General features: G+C 63.5%; 11 protein-coding genes and 3 pseudogenes. 8 read left to right on the top strand and 6 right to left on the bottom strand.

Features of this window, described 5'->3' with window-relative positions; translation table 11 throughout:
* The first annotated feature begins 47 nt into the window (after positions 1-47).
* The 3 genes from VJS90_RS06470 (at position 48) to VJS90_RS06480 (ending at position 3,129) form a co-directional block, all read left to right on the top strand.
* On the top strand, positions 48-536 hold the full coding sequence (locus VJS90_RS06470; protein WP_324120194.1) for a DUF3015 domain-containing protein: 489 nt from the start codon (positions 48-50) through the stop codon (positions 534-536).
* A gap of 78 nt (positions 537-614) precedes the next feature.
* Positions 615-2,468 carry a DUF4105 domain-containing protein gene (locus tag VJS90_RS06475; protein WP_324120196.1) on the top strand — a complete coding sequence of 618 codons (1,854 nt, stop codon included), beginning with the start codon at positions 615-617 and terminating at the stop codon, positions 2,466-2,468.
* A 160-nt stretch (positions 2,469-2,628) separates the two neighbouring features.
* On the top strand, positions 2,629-3,129 hold the full coding sequence (locus VJS90_RS06480; RefSeq protein ID WP_324120198.1) for a GreA/GreB family elongation factor: 501 nt from the start codon (positions 2,629-2,631) through the stop codon (positions 3,127-3,129).
* Here the strand turns inward: VJS90_RS06480 and gdhA are convergent.
* The 3 genes and pseudogenes from gdhA to VJS90_RS21815 all read right to left on the bottom strand — a co-directional run.
* Positions 3,126-4,466 (bottom strand): NADP-specific glutamate dehydrogenase, encoded by a 1,341-nt coding sequence (gene gdhA, locus VJS90_RS06485; RefSeq protein ID WP_324120200.1) that lies wholly within the window; start codon positions 4,464-4,466, stop codon positions 3,126-3,128. The genes VJS90_RS06480 and gdhA overlap by 4 nt on opposite strands.
* A gap of 218 nt (positions 4,467-4,684) precedes the next feature.
* Entirely contained in the window at positions 4,685-6,352 is a 1,668-nt protein-coding gene (gene ettA, locus VJS90_RS06490) for an energy-dependent translational throttle protein EttA (RefSeq protein ID WP_324120202.1), read from the bottom strand.
* Positions 6,353-6,691: 339 nt separating this feature from the next.
* Positions 6,692-6,874, bottom strand: a pseudogene (locus tag VJS90_RS21815) (hypothetical protein); the annotation flags it as partial.
* Between the two features lie 236 nt (positions 6,875-7,110).
* On the opposite strand from VJS90_RS21815, the pseudogene VJS90_RS21820 reads away from it, so the two are divergent.
* The 3 genes and pseudogenes from VJS90_RS21820 to glyA form a co-directional block, all read left to right on the top strand.
* Positions 7,111-7,429: pseudogene (locus tag VJS90_RS21820) on the top strand (hypothetical protein); the annotation flags it as partial.
* A 533-nt stretch (positions 7,430-7,962) separates the two neighbouring features.
* A pseudogene (locus tag VJS90_RS06500) lies at positions 7,963-10,947 on the top strand (sensor domain-containing protein); the annotation flags it as partial.
* A 122-nt stretch (positions 10,948-11,069) separates the two neighbouring features.
* Positions 11,070-12,323: a serine hydroxymethyltransferase gene (gene glyA / locus VJS90_RS06505; RefSeq protein WP_324120208.1), complete on the top strand. Its 1,254-nt coding sequence runs from the start codon at positions 11,070-11,072 to the stop codon at positions 12,321-12,323.
* Between the two features lie 160 nt (positions 12,324-12,483).
* Here the strand turns inward: glyA and yjiA are convergent, their stop codons facing one another.
* From yjiA to VJS90_RS06520, 3 genes are all read right to left on the bottom strand, one after another.
* Complete coding sequence (yjiA, locus tag VJS90_RS06510) at positions 12,484-13,455, bottom strand: GTPase (protein WP_324120210.1); 972 nt, start codon at positions 13,453-13,455, stop codon at positions 12,484-12,486.
* 86 nt (positions 13,456-13,541) lie between these two features.
* Entirely contained in the window at positions 13,542-13,739 is a 198-nt protein-coding gene (locus VJS90_RS06515; protein ID WP_324120212.1) for a YbdD/YjiX family protein, read from the bottom strand.
* A gap of 17 nt (positions 13,740-13,756) precedes the next feature.
* Complete coding sequence (locus VJS90_RS06520) at positions 13,757-15,823, bottom strand: carbon starvation CstA family protein (RefSeq protein WP_324120214.1); 2,067 nt, start codon at positions 15,821-15,823, stop codon at positions 13,757-13,759.
* Positions 15,824-15,993: 170 nt separating this feature from the next.
* Here VJS90_RS06520 and VJS90_RS06525 point away from each other — a divergent pair, with 170 nt between their 5' ends.
* Positions 15,994-16,359 carry a PilZ domain-containing protein gene (locus VJS90_RS06525; protein ID WP_324120216.1) on the top strand — a complete coding sequence of 122 codons (366 nt, stop codon included), beginning with the start codon at positions 15,994-15,996 and terminating at the stop codon, positions 16,357-16,359.
* Positions 16,360-16,618: 259 nt separating this feature from the next.
* Positions 16,619-18,136 carry a nucleobase:cation symporter-2 family protein gene (locus tag VJS90_RS06530; protein ID WP_324120218.1) on the top strand — a complete coding sequence of 506 codons (1,518 nt, stop codon included), beginning with the start codon at positions 16,619-16,621 and terminating at the stop codon, positions 18,134-18,136.
* The last annotated feature ends 17 nt before the right edge of the window (positions 18,137-18,153 follow it).

Below are 18,153 nucleotides of genomic sequence, written 5' to 3' on the forward strand. Positions count from 1 at the left end.
CCGTATCGCCAGAAAACCCTGTCCTTTGGCAAAAAGAGAACAAAGCTATGAAACGGATTCTTCTGGGTACTCTGTTCACCGCGGTTTCCCTGAACGCAATGGCCCAGGCGCCAGGCGGCCCGGACTGCGGCTGGGGCAACATGCTGTTCGAGGGCCAGCGCGGCACGCCGGCCCACTTCCTCGCTTCCACCACCAATGGCACGTCCGGCAACGCCACTTTTGGCATGACCTCCGGCACCAACGGCTGCTCGACCAACGCCTCGCTGACCTATGGCGGCAAGTCCTGGTTTGCCATGAACGGCATGATGAACGAGCTTTCCGAAGACATGGCCAAGGGCCAGGGCGAAGCCCTGACGACCTACGCCGTGGTGCTTGGCGTGGCGCCCGAGGACCGCGCGCACTTCGCTTCGGTCACTCACCAGCACTTCCAGCAGATCTTCAACAGCGCCGAGGTGACCGCCGAAGACGTTCACAGCAACACCCTCGCCGTCCTCAAGAACGACCCACGCCTGGCCAAATACGCCACCCAGGCCTGAGTCCGGCGCGCCCTGCCCCCACGGGGGCGGGGTATTGCCTACCCTTCTTTCGGCATCATTCAGACGTAGTTGCCCGATATGCTCAAACGCCTTGCCTGCCTGGCGCTCTGTGCCAGCGCCCCGCTTCATGCTGCCCAACCGCCGGACCCCGCGCGCCTGCAACAGCTGGCCAACGACCGCTACTGGATTGCGATCGGACATTACGAGACCGGCAAGCTCGGGGGCTGGCGCAGCTATGTCGATGACGAGCGTTTCTTCCTTGCCCAGGACGGCGCCCACCATCCCGATCGCGAGCTGCGCGCGACCCTGGACGCCCTGTACGCGCCGGCAAGCCTGGGCGACAAGCATGCCCAGTGCGTGTTCCCCGCACGCGCGCGCTGGCTGAAAGAACAGTTGCAGCTCACCGGCCTGCCGCAACCGGACTGCCAGGCGTATCAACGCTGGTATCAGGACGTCTCGCCTGACAGCGCCGTGCTGGTGTTTCCCGCGGCCTACCTGAACAGCCCGTCCTCGATGTTCGGCCACACCCTGCTGCGTATCGACCAGGCCGCGGCCAAGCGCGACGAAACCTCGCTGCTCAGCTACGCGATCAACTTCGGCGCCTATGTCGAGGGCAGCGACAACAGTATCCTCTATGCCTGGAAAGGCCTGATGGGTGGCTATCCCGGCCTGTTCGCCATGGTCCCCTACCAGGAAAAGCTCTCCGAATACCGCAGCCTGGAGAACCGCGACCTGTGGGAGTACCAGCTGAACCTGACCCCCGAGGAAACCGGGCGCATGGTGGAGCATGTCTGGGAGCTCAAGCAGATCCGGTTCGACTACTTCTTCTTCGACGAAAACTGCTCGTACCGCCTGCTGGAGTTGCTGCAAGTGGCACGGCCCAGCCTTGACCTGACATCGCAGTTCGCACTGACCGCCATCCCCACCGACACGGTGAAGGCCGTCAAGCAGGCCGGTCTGGTGGAGAGCACCCGCTACCGCCCTTCGCGTGAGCGAGAACTGCTGGCCCGCGCCGAACCCCTCGACGGCGCCGAACAGCAGCAGGTGCTGGCCCTTAGTGCCGACACCGCCAGGCTGCAGGCCCCCGAGTTCACCGCCCTGCCCCGGGACCGCCAGGCCTTGGTGCAGGACGCGGCTTTTCGACTGGAACGCTACCGCGCGACCGGCCAGGAACGGGATCCTGCACGCGCCAAACGCAGTTTCGAGCTGCTCCGGGCGATCAACCGCAATCCGCCGCCGGCGCTGGATATCGAGCGCCCGGGGCTGCCCGAAAACGGTCATCAATCGCGCACGTGGCAGTTGGGCGTGGGGACCCGTGAAGACCGCGCCTTCGCCGAGTACGGCCTGCGCATGGCCTACCACGACCTTAATGACAACGCCTACGGTTTCCCCTTGGGCGCGCAGATCGAGATCCTTCAACTCAAGCTGCGCCAGTACGAAGGCAATGACTGGCAGGTGCAGCGCCTGGACCTGGCTACCATCCGCTCGCTGACCCCGCGTAACGAGCTGCTGCAGCCCTGGTCGTGGCAGGTGGCGGGCGGCCTTGAGCGCGTGCCGGGCAAGCACGCTGATGAAGTGCTGGTCAGCCACGTCAATGGCGGTGCCGGTGGCACGTGGGAACTGGCCGATGGCCTGCTGGGTTTTGCGCTGGGCACCGTGCGCGTCGAGCACCACAACGATTTCGCCCAGTTCATCGCACCGGCGGCGGGGTTCAATACCGGCGTGCTGTGGCGGAACGGGCTAGGCAACCTGAGTCTTGAAGCCAAGGGGGACTACTTCACCAATGGCGAAGTGCGCCGTAGCCTGAGCCTCAACCAGCAATGGGAAGTGTCGCGCGACCTTGGGATCCGGTTGAGCGCCACGCGTGAGTTCAGCCAACTGGCGAGTGCGCAGAACGAAGTGATGCTGGAGCTGAAGTGGTACAACTACTAACGTAGACCGATCTGGCCATGCCAGCCCGGCGATGCCGGACCGAGAGTAATCAGGTGAAGACAGTTGCTCACGACCATGTGAACCACAGTCTGAGCTCCATCTGGCACATCATTGCAACCTGCCGCCCGCTCTTGGGGTCCTCTGCAAAAGGAGGCCTTCCATGAGCCGAGCATTTGTCAACGAAGACCACGCCGCCGCCCAGGCCAGCCAGCCTGTGGAGCGCCGGGTCAGCGCGCAACCCAATCATGTCACCGCCAGTGGCCTGGCCTTGCTGCAACAGCGGGTAGCAGGGCTTGACGCGCTGCGCAGCGAACTGGCCGCACTGGGCGATCGCGCCGACAAGCAGCGCTTGGCCGACATCGACCGTGACCTGCGTTATTTCCGCGCGAGGGTGCAAAGCGCAGTGGTCGTCCCCCCCGCCACCTCGCAGGAGAAGGTGCAGATCGGCAGCCGGGTACGTTACATCGATGAGAACGACCAGGAGCACACCGTGCAGTTGGTGGGCGAGGATCAGGCCAACGCCTCGCGCGGCCTGGTCAACTGGGGCTCGCCGCTGGGCCGGGCGCTGCTTGGCGCCGGCCCCGGTGATGAAGTGCTATGGCAACGACCGGCAGGCAATCAGATGATCGAGGTCGTTACCGTCGGGCCAGGCGAGGACTAGACCACGCCTTGGGCCAGCATGGCGTCGGCAACCTTGACGAAGCCTGCGATGTTGGCGCCCTTCACGTAGTTGACAGTACCGTCGGCCTCTTGCCCGTAATGAACGCAGGCATGGTGGATCGACTGCATGATGTGGTGCAGCTTGCTGTCCACCTCACCCGCGGTCCACGACAGACGCATGGCGTTCTGCGACATCTCCAGCCCGCTGACCGCCACGCCGCCCGCGTTCGAGGCCTTGCCCGGGGCAAACAGGGTGCCAGCCTCGATGAAGATATCCACCGCGTCGAGCGTAGTCGGCATGTTGGCGCCTTCCGCCACGCACAGGCAGCCATTGCACAGCAGGACGTGGGCATCTTCGGCGTTGAGTTCGTTCTGCGTCGCGCATGGCAGGGCGATTTCGCAAGGCAGGCTCCACGGGGTCTCGCCCTTGCGGAACTCGAGTCCGAAACGCTCGGCCAGCTCGCTGATGCGTCCACGCTTGACGTTCTTGAGCTCCATCAAAGCGTCCCACTGCTCATCGTTCAAGCCCGCCTCGCAGTACAGGGTGCCTTCGGAATCGGACAGCGAGATCACCTTGCCGCCCAGGTCCATGACCTTGCGTGCGGCGTACTGGGCCACGTTGCCGGAACCCGAGATGGCCACGCGGCGCCCGTCGATACGCTTGTCCTGGCGCTTGAGCATCTCTTCGGCGAAGTACACGCAGCCGTAGCCGGTGGCCTCGGGACGGATCAGGCTGCCGCCGTAGTTCATGCCCTTGCCGGTCAGCACCGAGGTGAACTGGTTGGCCAGGCGCTTGTACTGGCCGAACATGAAGCCGATTTCCCGGGCGCCCACACCGATATCACCGGCGGGCACGTCCACATCGGCTCCGATATGCCGATACAGCTCGCTCATGAACGCCTGGCAGAAACGCATCACCTCGGCGTCGCTCTTGCCCCTCGGATCGAAATCCGAACCGCCCTTGCCGCCGCCCATGGGAAGCGAGGTCAGGGAGTTCTTGAGCACCTGCTCGAAGGCCAGGAACTTCAGCACGCTCAGGTTCACCGAGCGGTGGAAGCGCAGGCCACCCTTGTAGGGGCCTATCGCGCTGTTCATCTGGATGCGATAGCCGCGGTTGACCTGGACCTTGCCCTGGTCATCGACCCACGACACGCGGAACAGCACCGCGCGTTCAGGCTCGACCATGCGGTCGAGGATGCCGGCTTGCAGGTAGTGAGGATTGGCTTCGAGGAACGGCCACAAGCTGCGCAGGACTTCTTCCACAGCCTGGTGGAATTCAGCCTGGACAGGATCGCGTTGCTTGAGGCGCGTGAGGAAATCGTCGACGGATTCGATCATGAAAAGATTCACCAGATTATTGGACTTATAGGAATTTTCTCCGGACTCTATCAAGAATTAGTCGCACTGGAACAGGGCGATATGTCGTATTTATGAATATTTTTGGTGCATTTATGTTCGTGTATACAAAGCTGGCGCTGAAAATCGGGGCAATCGCTGAAATTCAGGCACAAAAATGGGGCCGCTGAGGGCCCCATTCCTGTGCATCCAAAACCGGCTTACTGGGCCAGCTTCTTGTGGCGTACGCGATGCGGCTGGGCGGCGGCATCACCCAACCGCTTCTTGCGATCGGCTTCATACTCGGTGTAGTTGCCCTCGAAGAACAATACGTTCGAGTCATCCTCGTAGGCCAGAATGTGGGTGGCCACGCGGTCCAGGAACCAGCGGTCGTGGGAGATCACGATGGCCGCGCCCGGGAAGTCCAGCAGGGCTTCCTCGAGCGAACGCAGGGTCTCGACGTCGAGGTCGTTGGACGGTTCGTCGAGCAGCAGGACGTTGCCGCCCTCCTTCAGGGTCAGGGCCAGGTGCAGGCGGCCACGCTCACCACCGGACAGGTCCTTGACGAACTTCTGCTGGTCGCCGCCCTTGAAGTTGAAACGACCGACATAGGTGCGCGACGGGATCTCGTAGTTGCCGATGCGGATCTGGTCCGAACCGTCGGAGATCTGCTGGAACACGGTCTTGCCACCGTCCAGGTCCTCGCGGCTCTGGTCGACGCAGGCCAGTTGCACGGTATCGCCGATCTCGATGCTGCCCGAGTCAGGTTGTTCCTTGCCCATCAGCATGCGGAACAGGGTCGACTTACCGGCACCGTTACCGCCGATAACGCCAACGATAGCGCCCTTGGGCATGGCGAACGACAGGTTCTCGATCAGGACGCGATCGCCATAGCCTTTGCTGACGTTCTTGAACTCGATGACCTTGTCGCCCAGGCGCGGACCGGCCGGGATGTAGATCTCGTTGGTCTCGCTGCGCTTCTGGAATTCCTGCGACTGCATTTCCTCGAAGCGCGCCAGGCGGGCCTTGGACTTGGACTGGCGGGCCTTGGCGCCTTTGCGCACCCACTCAAGTTCCTCTTTCATGGCCTTTTCGTGGGCGCTCTGCTGCTTGGATTCCTGCGCCAGACGGTCCGACTTGGCCTCCAGCCAGCCCGAGTAGTTGCCTTCGTACGGGATACCGGCGCCGCGGTCGAGCTCGAGGATCCAGCCAGCGACGTTGTCGAGGAAGTAACGGTCGTGGGTGATCGCCACCACCGTGCCCGGGAAGTCGTGCAGGAAGCGCTCGAGCCAGGCCACCGAATCGGCATCCAGGTGGTTGGTCGGCTCGTCGAGCAACAGCATGTCGGGGGCCGACAGCAGCAGGCGGCACAGAGCCACACGGCGCTTCTCGCCACCGGACAGGTGCTCGATCTTGGCTTCCCAGGCCGGCAGGCGCAGGGCGTCGGCGGCGACTTCGAGCTGGCGCTCGAGGTTGTGGCCGTCGGCGGCCTGCAGGATGGCTTCGAGCTTGGCCTGTTCGGCGGCCAGCTTGTCGAAGTCGGCGTCAGGATCGGCGTAGGCCGCGTAGACCTCGTCCAGGCGGGCCTGGGCGTCCTTGATCACGCTGACCGCTTCCTCGACCACCTCGCGAACGGTCTTGCTCGGGTCGAGTTGCGGCTCCTGGGGCAGGTAGCCGACATTGAGCTCGGGCATCGGACGCGCTTCGCCGTCGAATTCCTTGTCGACGCCGGCCATGATCCGCAGCAAGGTCGACTTGCCGGCGCCGTTGAGGCCGAGCACGCCAATCTTGGCGCCCGGTAAGAACGACAACGAAATGTTCTTCAGGATTTCCCGCTTCGGCGGCACGACCTTGCTCAGCCGATGCATGGTGTAGACGTATTGAGCCAAAACCAAGCCCTCTATCAGATATGGGGTAAAGACATCGACGAAAAACCGCGGCAGGCTCTGCGACAGCGCCTGCCGATCAGATGCCGGGGCTATCCGATGATGTGTTCACGGGGTGTCATTGAACAAAGGCGACCATTCTACGCCAAGACGCGGCGTTGCGCAGAAGGGCAGATGGCAGGCCATGCCGGCAAAGCCGGCACAGCGCCAGGAAGATCAGACGTGGGACTGTCTGGCCATGCCACGAGGCAGGCGGCAGCGATCGGACTGCGCGGACAGGCGCTCGCGCCAGCTGGACTTGGCGCAGAAGGTACTCGCCTGTCGAGGCTTGCGGGTGGACTTGCGCAACTCAGCCAACGAAGGGCTCTTGCGCACGCCAACCAGGGCAGCGGCGCCATCGGACTTGGCCAGCGAACGCTGGCAGGACTTGCACGAAACCTCGGCGGCCTGCGCCGTGCTGACCAGGGACTGACTGTTGCGACCACAGGCAGAATCGCTGCCGTTGGTGGAATAGTGGATAACCAAAACCTTACATCTCCAAAGCATTTAAATGAAGCGAACGCATTTTCGCACAGGTTGCCGGCCGATGCCGACCGATGCGCCGGCAAGGGCCGCGACCCCTCATCGACACCACTGGCACTTTGCCACGTTTGCGGGCATGCTAGCCGGCCTCGACCGCCGGGCTTATAGTGCGCCCGCCCGGCACGACCCATGCATCCGGTTCATCCCTGCCATCGCCAGCCTTATCGCAGGATCAACGCTTGACCAATCTCTCTTTGCCGCCGCTATTGCGTACCGAGCCCGGCGCCTCTGCCGCGGCGGCGCCCCTGCGCGGCTCCCTGAAAGGCGCGCTGGCGCTGCTTGCGTTGATTCTGCTGGGTTTGCTGCTGTGGCAACTGTTCGCCCAGTTCCGCCATACCCAGGCTGACCTGCGTCGCCAGAGCGTGGAGGCCACGGCGGAGCTGGCCGATCACCTGTCCCTGAACATGGCGCTCAAAGCCCAGCAGGCGCTGAACCTGGTCCAGCTCCACGTCAAACCGCCGGCGCCATCGGCCCTGCCTGCCCTTCTCCAGACCTTGCAGCGTCAGATGCCCATGCTGCAGGGCATTGTCTGGCTGGATGCCGATGGCCGGACGCTTGCCGACAGCCAGCCTGGCGCGCCAGCACGCCAGCTGTTTGACGAATATCTGCAGAGAGATCCAGGCCGCGCCTATTTCTATGGCAATAGCCCGGGCAACCAGGCTATCCAGCTGCTGCTGCTCCAGCCCGGCGAGCAACGCCCCGGCTATTGGCTGCTGCAGTTTTCCGCCGATTACCACCAGGAGCTTGCCCGCCACCTGGATGGGCCTTACCGGCCGCATTGGGTGCTGGAGAACGTGCGCAGCGCCGAGGTGGTAGGCCGTCATGTACCGGCGGTGGCCAACGCCGAGCCGTTGCAAAGCGTGCTGCTGGCGCATATCGACAACAGCAGCTGGCAGGTGCGTGGCCTGTTCGATGCGGGCCAGGTGCGCCAGCAACTGCTGCCCCCGTTGCTCGGCAAATGCCTGCTTGTGCTGATCTGCGCGCTGCTGCCGGTACTGGCGCTGGTCAACATGCGGCGCCGCCAGCAGGCCCTGCAGGAGGATCGGCGGCGTTACCAGGAAATTTTCGAAGGCACAGGCGTCGCCCTGTGCGTGCTTGATCTCTCCAGCCTGCCAGGCCAGCTCGATCGCCATCACCTGCGCAACCGGGCTGCGCTCAAGCAGAGCCTGGCGCTGGACCCGGCCCTGCGCCGTACCTTGCTGCAAGAGCTGAAGATCACCGAAATCAACCAGGTGACCCGGCAACTGCTCAACGTCAATTGCCACCAGGGCGCCTGGGAGCGCCTGATCGACGGCAGTGGCGACGGTCGGGAAAGCGTGGGCATGCAACTGATCGATGCCTTGATCGGGCAGCGCTCGCACCTCGAGCTCGAGGTGCGTCTTGGCGCGCCGACGGGCGGTGACCTGCATCTGTGGCTGATGGCCCGCCTGCCGCAGCAGCGCCGCGACTTCCAGGCCGTGATCCTGAGCATCAGCGACATTACCAGCCGCAAGCAGGTGGAGCTGTCGTTGCTCGAACGCGAGCGCTTCTGGTCGGATGTTGTGCGCACGGTGCCCGACCAGCTCTATGTGCAGGACGTGCACAGCCAGCGGATGATTTTCAGCAACCGTCATCTGGGCCAGACCCTGGGCTATGACCGCGCCGAACTCACACAGATGGGCGACCGCTTCTGGGAATTGCTGCTGCATCCGGAGGATGCCGAGCACTACCGCCAGCTACGCCAGCAACAACGCGACACTGGCCATGGCCAGGCGTTGCACTGCCAGCTGCGATTCCGTCACCGTGAAGGTAGCTGGCGCTGCTACGACATCCGCGAGCAAGTGCTGACCCGCGACGCCGAGGGCCTGGTGACCCGCGTGGTCGGCGTGGGCAAGGACGTGACAGTGCAGATCGCCTCCAGCGAATCGCTGCGCGACAGCGAGCAGCGCTACCGCATGCTCGCCGAGAGCATCAGCGACGTGATCTTCTCCACCGACAACCAGTTGCAGCTCAACTACGTCAGCCCTTCCGTGCAAACGGTGCTGGGGTACACCTCCGAGTGGATCTTCCAGCATGGCTGGCAGTCGACCATCGCCAATCCGGCGCAGCTCAGCGGGCTGTACGAGCTGATGCAGCAGGTGCATGCGGTGCTGGGTGACAACCAGCAGCTGGCCAGGCTGCACAGCCAGATGCCGACCCAGTTTTTCCTGTTCGACTGTCTGCGCGCGGACGGGCGCAAGATCCCCATCGAGCTGCGCCTGGTCCTGGTGTGGGACGACCAGGAGCGCTTCGAGGGGCTGCTGGGCGTGGGCCGCGACATCAGCCAGCAACGCCGTGCCGAGAAGGACTTGCGCATGGCCGCGACGGTATTCGAGCACTCGACTTCGGCGATCCTGATCACCGACCCGGCAGGCTACATCGTCCAGGCCAACGAGGCTTTCAGCCGGGTCAGCGGGTATGCCGTCACCGACGTGCTCGACCAGTTTCCCAGCATGCTCACCGTCGATGACCAGCAACGGGCGCACCTGCGCTATGTGCTCAAGCAACTGCACCAGCGCGGGACCTGGGAGGGCGAGGTCTGGCTCAAGCGCCGCAGTGGCGAGCATTACCCGGCCTGGGTCGGCATCACGGCGGTGCTCGACGACGAAGGCGACCTGGCCAGCTACGTGTGCTTTTTCACCGATATCAGTGAGCGCAAAGCCAGCGAGCAGCGCATCCATCGCCTGGCCTACTATGATGCCCTGACCCACCTGCCCAACCGCACGCTGTTCCAGGACCGCCTCTACACCGCCCTGCAGCAGGCCGAGCGCAACAAGTCGTGGGTGGTGCTGATGTTCCTCGACCTGGACCGGTTCAAGCCGATCAACGATTCACTCGGCCATGCGGCGGGCGACCGCATGCTCAAGGACATGGCCGAGCGTCTGCTCGACTGCGTGGACGGCGACGATACCGTGGCGCGCATGGGCGGCGACGAGTTCACCCTGCTGCTGCAACCTCGCGCCTCGCGGGAGATGGCCCTGAACCGCGCGATCCACGTGGCCGAGAGCATCCTTGGAAGCCTGGTGCGGCCGTTCGTGCTGGAAAACCGTGAGTTCTTCGTCACCGCCAGTGTCGGCATCGCGCTAAGTCCGCAGGACGGCGACGAGCTGAGCCAGCTGATGAAGAACGCCGACACGGCGATGTACCACGCCAAGGAGCGCGGGAAGAACAACTTCCAGTTCTACCAGGCCGACATGAACGCCAGCGCCCTGGAGCGGCTGGAGCTGGAGAGCGACCTGCGCCATGCACTGGAGCAGGACGAATTCATCCTTTACTACCAGCCGCAGTTCAGCGGCGACGGCAAGCGCCTGACGGGCGCCGAGGCGCTGCTGCGCTGGCGCCATCCACGCCGCGGACTGGTGCCACCGGGTGACTTCATCCCGGTGATCGAAGAGCTGGGCCTGGTGGTCGACGTTGGCGACTGGGTGCTGCGCGAGGCCTGCCGCCAGCTCAAGGTCTGGCACGGCAACAAGGTGCGGGTCCCCAAGGTCTCGGTGAACATCTCGGCGCGCCAGTTCTCCGACGGCCAGCTGGACAGGCGCATCGCGACCATCCTCGACGAGACCGGGCTGGCGCCTGCGTGCCTTGAGCTGGAGCTGACCGAGAGCATCCTGATGCGCGAGGTCAACGAAGCCATGCTGATTCTCGACAGCTTGAAAAACCTGGGCTTGAGTATCGCGGTCGATGACTTCGGCACGGGCTATTCATCGCTCAATTACCTCAAGCAGTTCCCGATCGATGTGCTCAAGATCGACCGCACCTTTGTCGACGGCCTGCCTGAAGGCGAACAGGATGCGCAGATCGCCCGCGCGATCATCGCCATGGCCCACAGCCTCAATCTTGCGGTCATCGCCGAAGGTGTCGAAACCCACGAGCAGCTGGAGTTTCTGCGCGAGCATGGCTGCGACGAAGTCCAAGGCTACCTGTTCGGCCGCCCGATGCCCGCCAGCCAGTTCGAGGCGCAGTTCAGCAACGAGACGCTGTTCATGCTCGGATAACCGTGGGAGCGCGCCCGCGGCCATGAATCCCATTGGTCTGCGACATGACGCCGTTTCATATGCCAGGCCTCGAGCGATGGGGTAGAATGCCCCCCTTTTCTGCCCGATCCTTGAGGACCGCCATGTTCAGCCGTGATTTGACCATTGCCAAGTACGACGCCGATCTCTTTGCCGCCATGGAGCAAGAAGCCCAGCGCCAGGAAGAGCATATCGAGCTGATCGCTTCGGAAAACTACACAAGCCCCGCCGTCATGGAAGCCCAGGGTTCGGTCCTGACCAACAAGTACGCCGAAGGCTACCCGGGCAAGCGTTACTACGGTGGCTGCGAATACGTCGACGTGGTCGAGCAACTGGCCATCGACCGTGCCAAGGAACTGTTCGGCGCCGACTACGCCAACGTCCAGCCGCACGCTGGTTCCCAGGCCAACGCTGCCGTCTACCTGGCCCTGCTGTCGGCCGGTGACACCATCCTGGGCATGAGCCTGGCGCACGGCGGTCACCTGACCCACGGCGCGTCGGTCAGCTCTTCGGGCAAGCTGTACAACGCCATCCAGTACGGTATCGACGCCAACGGCCTGATCGACTACGACGAAGTCGAGCGCCTGGCCCTCGAGCACAAGCCGAAGATGGTTGTCGCCGGTTTCTCCGCCTACTCGCAGGTGCTGGACTTCGCCCGCTTCCGCGAAATCGCCGACAAGGTCGGTGCCTACCTGTTCGTCGACATGGCCCACGTGGCCGGTCTGGTCGCCGCTGGCGTCTACCCGAACCCGGTGCCATTCGCCGACGTGGTCACCACCACCACCCACAAGACCCTGCGCGGTCCACGTGGCGGCCTGATCCTGGCGCGCGCCAACGCCGACATCGAGAAGAAGCTGAACTCCGCTGTCTTCCCAGGCGCCCAGGGCGGCCCGCTGGAGCACGTCATCGCCGCCAAGGCCATCTGCTTCAAGGAAGCCCTGCAGCCTGAGTTCAAGGCTTACCAGCAGCAGGTCGTCGAGAACGCCCAGGCCATGGCCGAAGTGTTCATCGAGCGTGGTTTCGACGTCGTTTCCGGCGGCACCCAGAACCACCTGTTCCTGCTCTCGCTGATCAAGCAGGACATCTCGGGCAAGGACGCGGACGCTGCCCTGGGCAAGGCGTTCATCACCGTCAACAAGAACTCGGTCCCGAACGACCCACGTTCCCCGTTCGTCACCTCGGGCCTGCGTTTCGGCACCCCTGCCGTCACCACCCGTGGCTTCAAGGCTGCCGAGTGCCGCGAGCTGGCCGGCTGGATCTGCGACATCCTCGCCGACCTGAACAACGAAGCGGTGATCGACGCCGTTCGCGAGAAGGTCAAGGCCATCTGCAAGAAGCTGCCGGTTTACGGTAACTGACTGGCGACTGCCTGATCTGAAAAGCCCGGCTTGATGCCGGGCTTTTTTGTGGGTTCGCGGGGCGCTCGATATCCCCAGCGCCACAAGACCCCAAGCGCACATTCAGTGGTGCGCTGCGCTCACTCTCTTGGCCTCTACAAATCCCAAGGCATGCACTACCTCAGCTCAATGCCTCAAACCCCGCCCGGATCTTTTCCTCCGGCAGTTCATCGGCGATGAACACCATGACGCTCTCTCGCGGCTCGCCTTGTGCCCATTCGGTATCCCAATCAAAACCGTACAGCTTCAGAACCCCCTGGAACACCAGCCGGCGGTCTTCGCCGGCGATGTTGAGCACGCCTTTGTAGCGCAGCAGTTGCTTGCCATGGTCTTCGAGCAGTTCGTTCATGAAGTCGCTGAGGCGGTCGATGTCGAGCGGCGTACGGGTGCGCAGGACCAGGCTGGAGATGCGGTCGGGTGTAGCGGGCGCGCGCAGTGGGCGCAGGGTCGGGGCGAGGTTGGCGCCGAGGTCGTCGTTGAGGTTGAAACCGCGTACGTCGAGCAGTTCGGCGAGGTCGATGCGGCCATGCTCGACCACGCGGATCGCGGCGCGGCGGTTGATGCGGGTCAGCCGCTCGGTCAGGGCCTCGACGACGGCGGGCTCGACCAGGTCGGTCTTGCTGAGCAGCAGGCGATCGGCGAAACCGACCTGGGCCTGCGCGATGGACTGGGTCAGGTGCTCGTCGGCATGGGCAGCGTCGACCAGTGTGATGATGCCGTCGAGGATATAACGATCACGCAGCTCTTCCTCGATGAAGAAGGTCTGCGCCACCGGCGCCGGGTCGGCGAGGCCGGTGCATTCGATCACCAGGCGGTCGAAGGCGATCTCACCGGCGTCCAGGCGCTCGAGCAGAAGAAACAAGGCCTTGGTCAGGTCGGTGTGGATGCTGCAGCAGACGCAGCCGTTGGCCAGCGTCATCACTTGCACCGGCTCGTCACCCAGCAGCTGGGTGTCGATGCCGGCGTCGCTGAATTCGTTTTCGATCACGGCGATCTTCAGGCCGTGTTCAGCCTTGAGCAGGTGACGCAACAGGGTTGTCTTGCCGGCTCCCAGGAAGCCGCTGAGCACTGTGACGGGAATAGGTGCGTGCAAACGGAAAATCTCCTGTACGAAAAATGACTGTGGGAGCCCGGCATGCCGGGCTCCCACAGGTTTCAAACGCCCTCAGCAGCTGCGTTTCAACAGCACTTGGGCCCACCCTTGCCGCCGTAACGGGCTTCCTGGCGTTCGCGGAAGAACACCTCGTAGCTCATCACCGGCTTGTCCGGGTGCTTGGACTGCATGTGCTCGACGTAGGTGTCGTAGTCGGGCATGCCGACCATCAGGCGGGCCGCCTGCCCCAGGTATTTACCCAGCCGACCGAGGTCGTTGAACATCACTGCATTCCTCTTGGTTACGCGTCAGGCAAGGCCTGGAACGGGGTTTCCTTGTCGCTGCGCTCCTTGCGGCCCAGGGCGGCGTAGCCGACCTTGAGGGCGAAGAACAGGATGCTGAACACCACCACCAGGAACAGGATCGTCAGCCCGGCGTTGGTGTAGGCGTTGAAGATCACATGCTGCATCTGGCCGATGTCCTTGGCCGGAGCCAGTACCTGACCGGCGTCCAGCGCCACACTGTACTTGTTGGCCAGGGCCAGGAAGCCCACCGCCGGGTTCGGGTCGAACAGCTTGATCAGGCCCGCGGTGGTGGTGCAGATCAGCAGCCACACGGCCGGCAGCAGGGTGACCCAGACATAGCGCTGCCGCTTCATCTTGATCAGTACCACGGTACCGAGCATCAGCGCGATACCGGCCAGCATCTGGTTGGAGATGCCGAACAGCGGCCACAAGGTGTTGATGCCGCCCAACGGATCAATGACGCCCTGGTACAGCAGATAGCCCCACAGTGCCACGCAGCCCGCGGTGGCGAGCAGGTTGGCGCCCCACGATTCGGTGCGCTTGAGCGACGGCACGAAGCTGCCGAGCAAGTCTTGCAGCATGAAGCGCCCGGCACGGGTACCGGCATCGACCGCGGTGAGAATGAACAGCGCCTCGAACAGGATCGCGAAGTGGTACCAGAACGCCATGGTGTTTTCACCCGGCAGCACCTGGTGAAGGATCTGCGCGATGCCCACGGCAAGCGTAGGCGCACCGCCGGCGCGGGCCAGGACGGTATGCTCGCCAATGTCCCGGGCGGTCGCTTCGAGCTGCTCAGGGGTGATGGCGAAGCCCCAGCTGCTGACCGTCTGGGCCACCGATACGACATCGCTGCCGACCACGGCCGCGGGGCTGTTCATGGCAAAGTACACGCCCGGCTCGATCACCGAAGCCGCGACCATTGCCATGATGGCCACGAACGACTCCATCAGCATGCCGCCGTAGCCGATGTAGCGGGCGTTGGTTTCATTGTCCAGCAGCTTGGGCGTGGTGCCCGAGGAGATCAGGGCATGGAAGCCGGAGACCGCGCCGCAGGCGATGGTGATGAACAGGAACGGGAACAGCGTGCCCTTCCAGACCGGGCCAGTGCCATCGGTGAACTGCGTCAGCGCCGGCATTTTCAGCTCCGGCGCCAGCACCAGGATACCGATCGCCAGCGCCACGATGGTGCCGATCTTGAGGAAGGTCGAGAGATAGTCCCGCGGCGCCAGCACCAGCCAGACCGGCAGCACCGCCGCGACGAAGCCGTAGCCCACCAGCATCCAGGTGATCTGCACGCCGGTGAAGGTGAAGGCAGGCCCCCAGGCGGGGTCGGCCGCGACCAGGCCGCCTGCCCAGATCGACAGCAGCAGCAGGACCACGCCGATCAGCGAAATCTCGCCGATCCGGCCGGGGCGGATGTAGCGCATGTAGATGCCCATGAACATGGCGATCGGGATGGTCGCCATGACGGTGAACATGCCCCACGGGCTTTCGGCCAGGGCCTTGACCACGATCAGCGCCAGCACCGCGAGGATGATGATCATGATCAGGAAGCAGCCAAACAGGGCGATGGTGCCGGGTATGCGGCCCATTTCCTCGCGCACCATGTCGCCCAGGGAGCGGCCGTTACGCCGGGTGGACAGGAACAGGACCATGAAGTCCTGCACCGCACCGGCCAGCACCACGCCGGCAATCAGCCACAGCGTGCCGGGCAGGTAGCCCATCTGCGCGGCAAGCACGGGACCGACCAGGGGGCCGGCGCCAGCGATGGCGGCGAAGTGGTGACCAAAGAGAATGTGCTTGTTGGTCGGCACGTAGTCCAGACCATCGTTGTTGAGCACCGCCGGGGTCGCCCGGCGCGAGTCCAGTTGCATCACCTTGGTGGCGATGAACAGGCTGTAGTAGCGATAGGCGACCAGGTAGATGGCGACCGCCGCGACCACGATCCACAAGGCATTGATGGCCTCGCCGCGGCGCAGGGCAACCACCCCGAGCGCAGCGGCCCCTAGGACTGCCACCACCAACCACGGAATGTGGCGTAGCAGGCTATTATTGTTGTTCATGGTTAGCTTCCAGCTGGAGAATTGGAAAGACCGCCCATCGAGTCTAGGGCCAGTCAGGGCGCATTGCCACATCTGCTTTGGTCTAGAGCCTTCGCAGCCAGGTAGGCGGTATCCGTATCGCACAGGTGTTCAACTATAGTCAGGACGTAGCCCAGAGGGATTTACCGATGATGAGCGATCACGACGAACGCCGCCGTTTCCAGCGCATTGCCTTCGACGCGCCGACCGAGCTCTGTCAAGGCCAGCGGTGCTGGCCAGTGAAATTGCTGGACCTGTCCCTGAAGGGCATTCTGATCAGACGTCCGGAACCCTGGGATGTCGACCTTACCCAGGATTTCGAAGCCATTGTCCACCTGAGTCCCCAGGCGAGGTTGCAGATGCAGGTGGAACTGCGCCATGAAGAACCCGACCGGCTGGGCTTTGTCTGCCTGCACATCGACCTCGACTCGCTGAGCCACTTGCACCGTCTTGTGGAACTCAACCTGGCCGACAGCACCGAAATGATGCGAGAGCTGCGCGAACTTATCGAAGTTTGAAATCTCTTAGCCGACTAACTAACTCTCCTTGATGTGTTTCCTGTCTACCCAGACAGCTTCGTGGCGGCTGGGTAGCAGGTTGTGCACACCCCTCTAGGCCAGCCACTGGCAGTTGGAACGCTATCTGCATACAGATCTGTCGAGACCTGTAAGCTCGGGCATTCACGCTTGAATCAAAATATTGTATACAATTTTGATGGCAAATCATTGCAGGTCCTGTCTACAGTAGTGTCACAACAATAAACAGAGAGCCTGCGCAATGACTACGTCCACGAGTACGTCATCACCCCAGCGTCCTGAAGACGAGAACCTGGGTCTCGGCGCCAACCTCGCTTATGGCCTGCAGCATGTGCTGACCATGTATGGCGGGATCGTCGCGGTCCCCTTGATCCTCGGCCAGGCGGCCGGCCTGAGCCCGGCCGACATCGGCCTGCTGATCACCGCGTCGCTGTTCGCCGGCGGGCTGGCTACGCTGCTGCAGACCCTGGGCCTGCCGTTTTTCGGGTGCCAGCTGCCACTGGTGCAGGGCGTGTCGTTCGCCGGGGTAGCGACCATGGGAGCGATTCTCGGCACCCAGGGCGGCGGCGGTCTCCCGAGCGTGCTGGGGGCGGTCATGGCGGCCTCGCTGATCGGTTTTCTGATCACCCCGGTGTTCTCGCGCATCACCCGGTTCTTTCCACCGCTGGTGACCGGCATCGTCATCACCACCATCGGCCTCACCCTGATGCCCGTCGCCGCGCGCTGGGTGATGGGCGGCAACAGCCAGGCCCCGGACTTCGGCAGCATGGCCAATATCGGCCTGGCCGCCGCGACTTTCGGCACCGTGCTGCTGCTGAGCAAGCTGGGCAGCGCAAGCATTTCGCGCCTGTCGATCCTGCTGGCGATGATCATCGGCACGTTGGCCGCGTGGGCACTGGGCATGACCGATTTCAGCAAGGTCGGCGAAGGCCCGCTGATGGCCTTCCCCTCCCCGTTCCACTTCGGCATGCCAACCTTCCACATCGCCGCCATTCTCTCCATGTGCATCGTGATCATGGTGACGCTGGTGGAAACCTCGGCGGACATTCTCGCGGTGGGCGAGATCATCGATACCAAGGTCGACTCAAGGCGCCTGGGCAATGGCCTGCGCGCCGACATGGCATCGAGCATCCTGGCGCCGGTGTTTGGCTCATTCACCCAGAGTGCCTTCGCCCAGAACGTAGGGCTGGTGGCGGTGACCGGGGTCAAGAGCCGGTACGTGGTGGCCACGGGCGGGGTGATCCTGGTGGTGCTCGGCCTGCTGCCGGTGATGGGCCGGATAATTGCCGCGGTGCCGCCCTCGGTATTGGGGGGCGCAGGTATCGTCCTGTTCGGGACCGTGGCCGCCAGTGGTATCCGGACCCTGTCAAAGGTCGAGTACAAGAACAACATGAACCTGATCATCGTCGCGGCCTCGCTGGGCTTTGGCATGATTCCCATCGCCGCGCCGAACTTCTACCACCAGTTTCCGGACTGGTTCGAGACCATCTTCCACTCGGGCATCAGCTCGGCGGCGATCATGGCGATCACCCTGAACCTGGCATTCAACCACTTCAAGGCCGGCAACTCGGACCAGCAGTCAGTATTTGCCGCGGGATATGAGCGCACCATCCATTTCTCGGACCTTTCAGCCCTGCGCGATGGCGACTACTTCAAGGATGGCAAACTGTTCGACTGCGAAGACAAGGAAATACCGGTGCTCGACGATGCCCAGGGCGAGGCGCCGGTGAAACGCAAGGCGGCTGCGGCGGAGCACTGAGCTCCAGACTGCAGGAG

The organism is Pseudomonas sp. (genome assembly GCF_035277045.1).
Taxonomy (GTDB): domain Bacteria; phylum Pseudomonadota; class Gammaproteobacteria; order Pseudomonadales; family Pseudomonadaceae; genus Aquipseudomonas.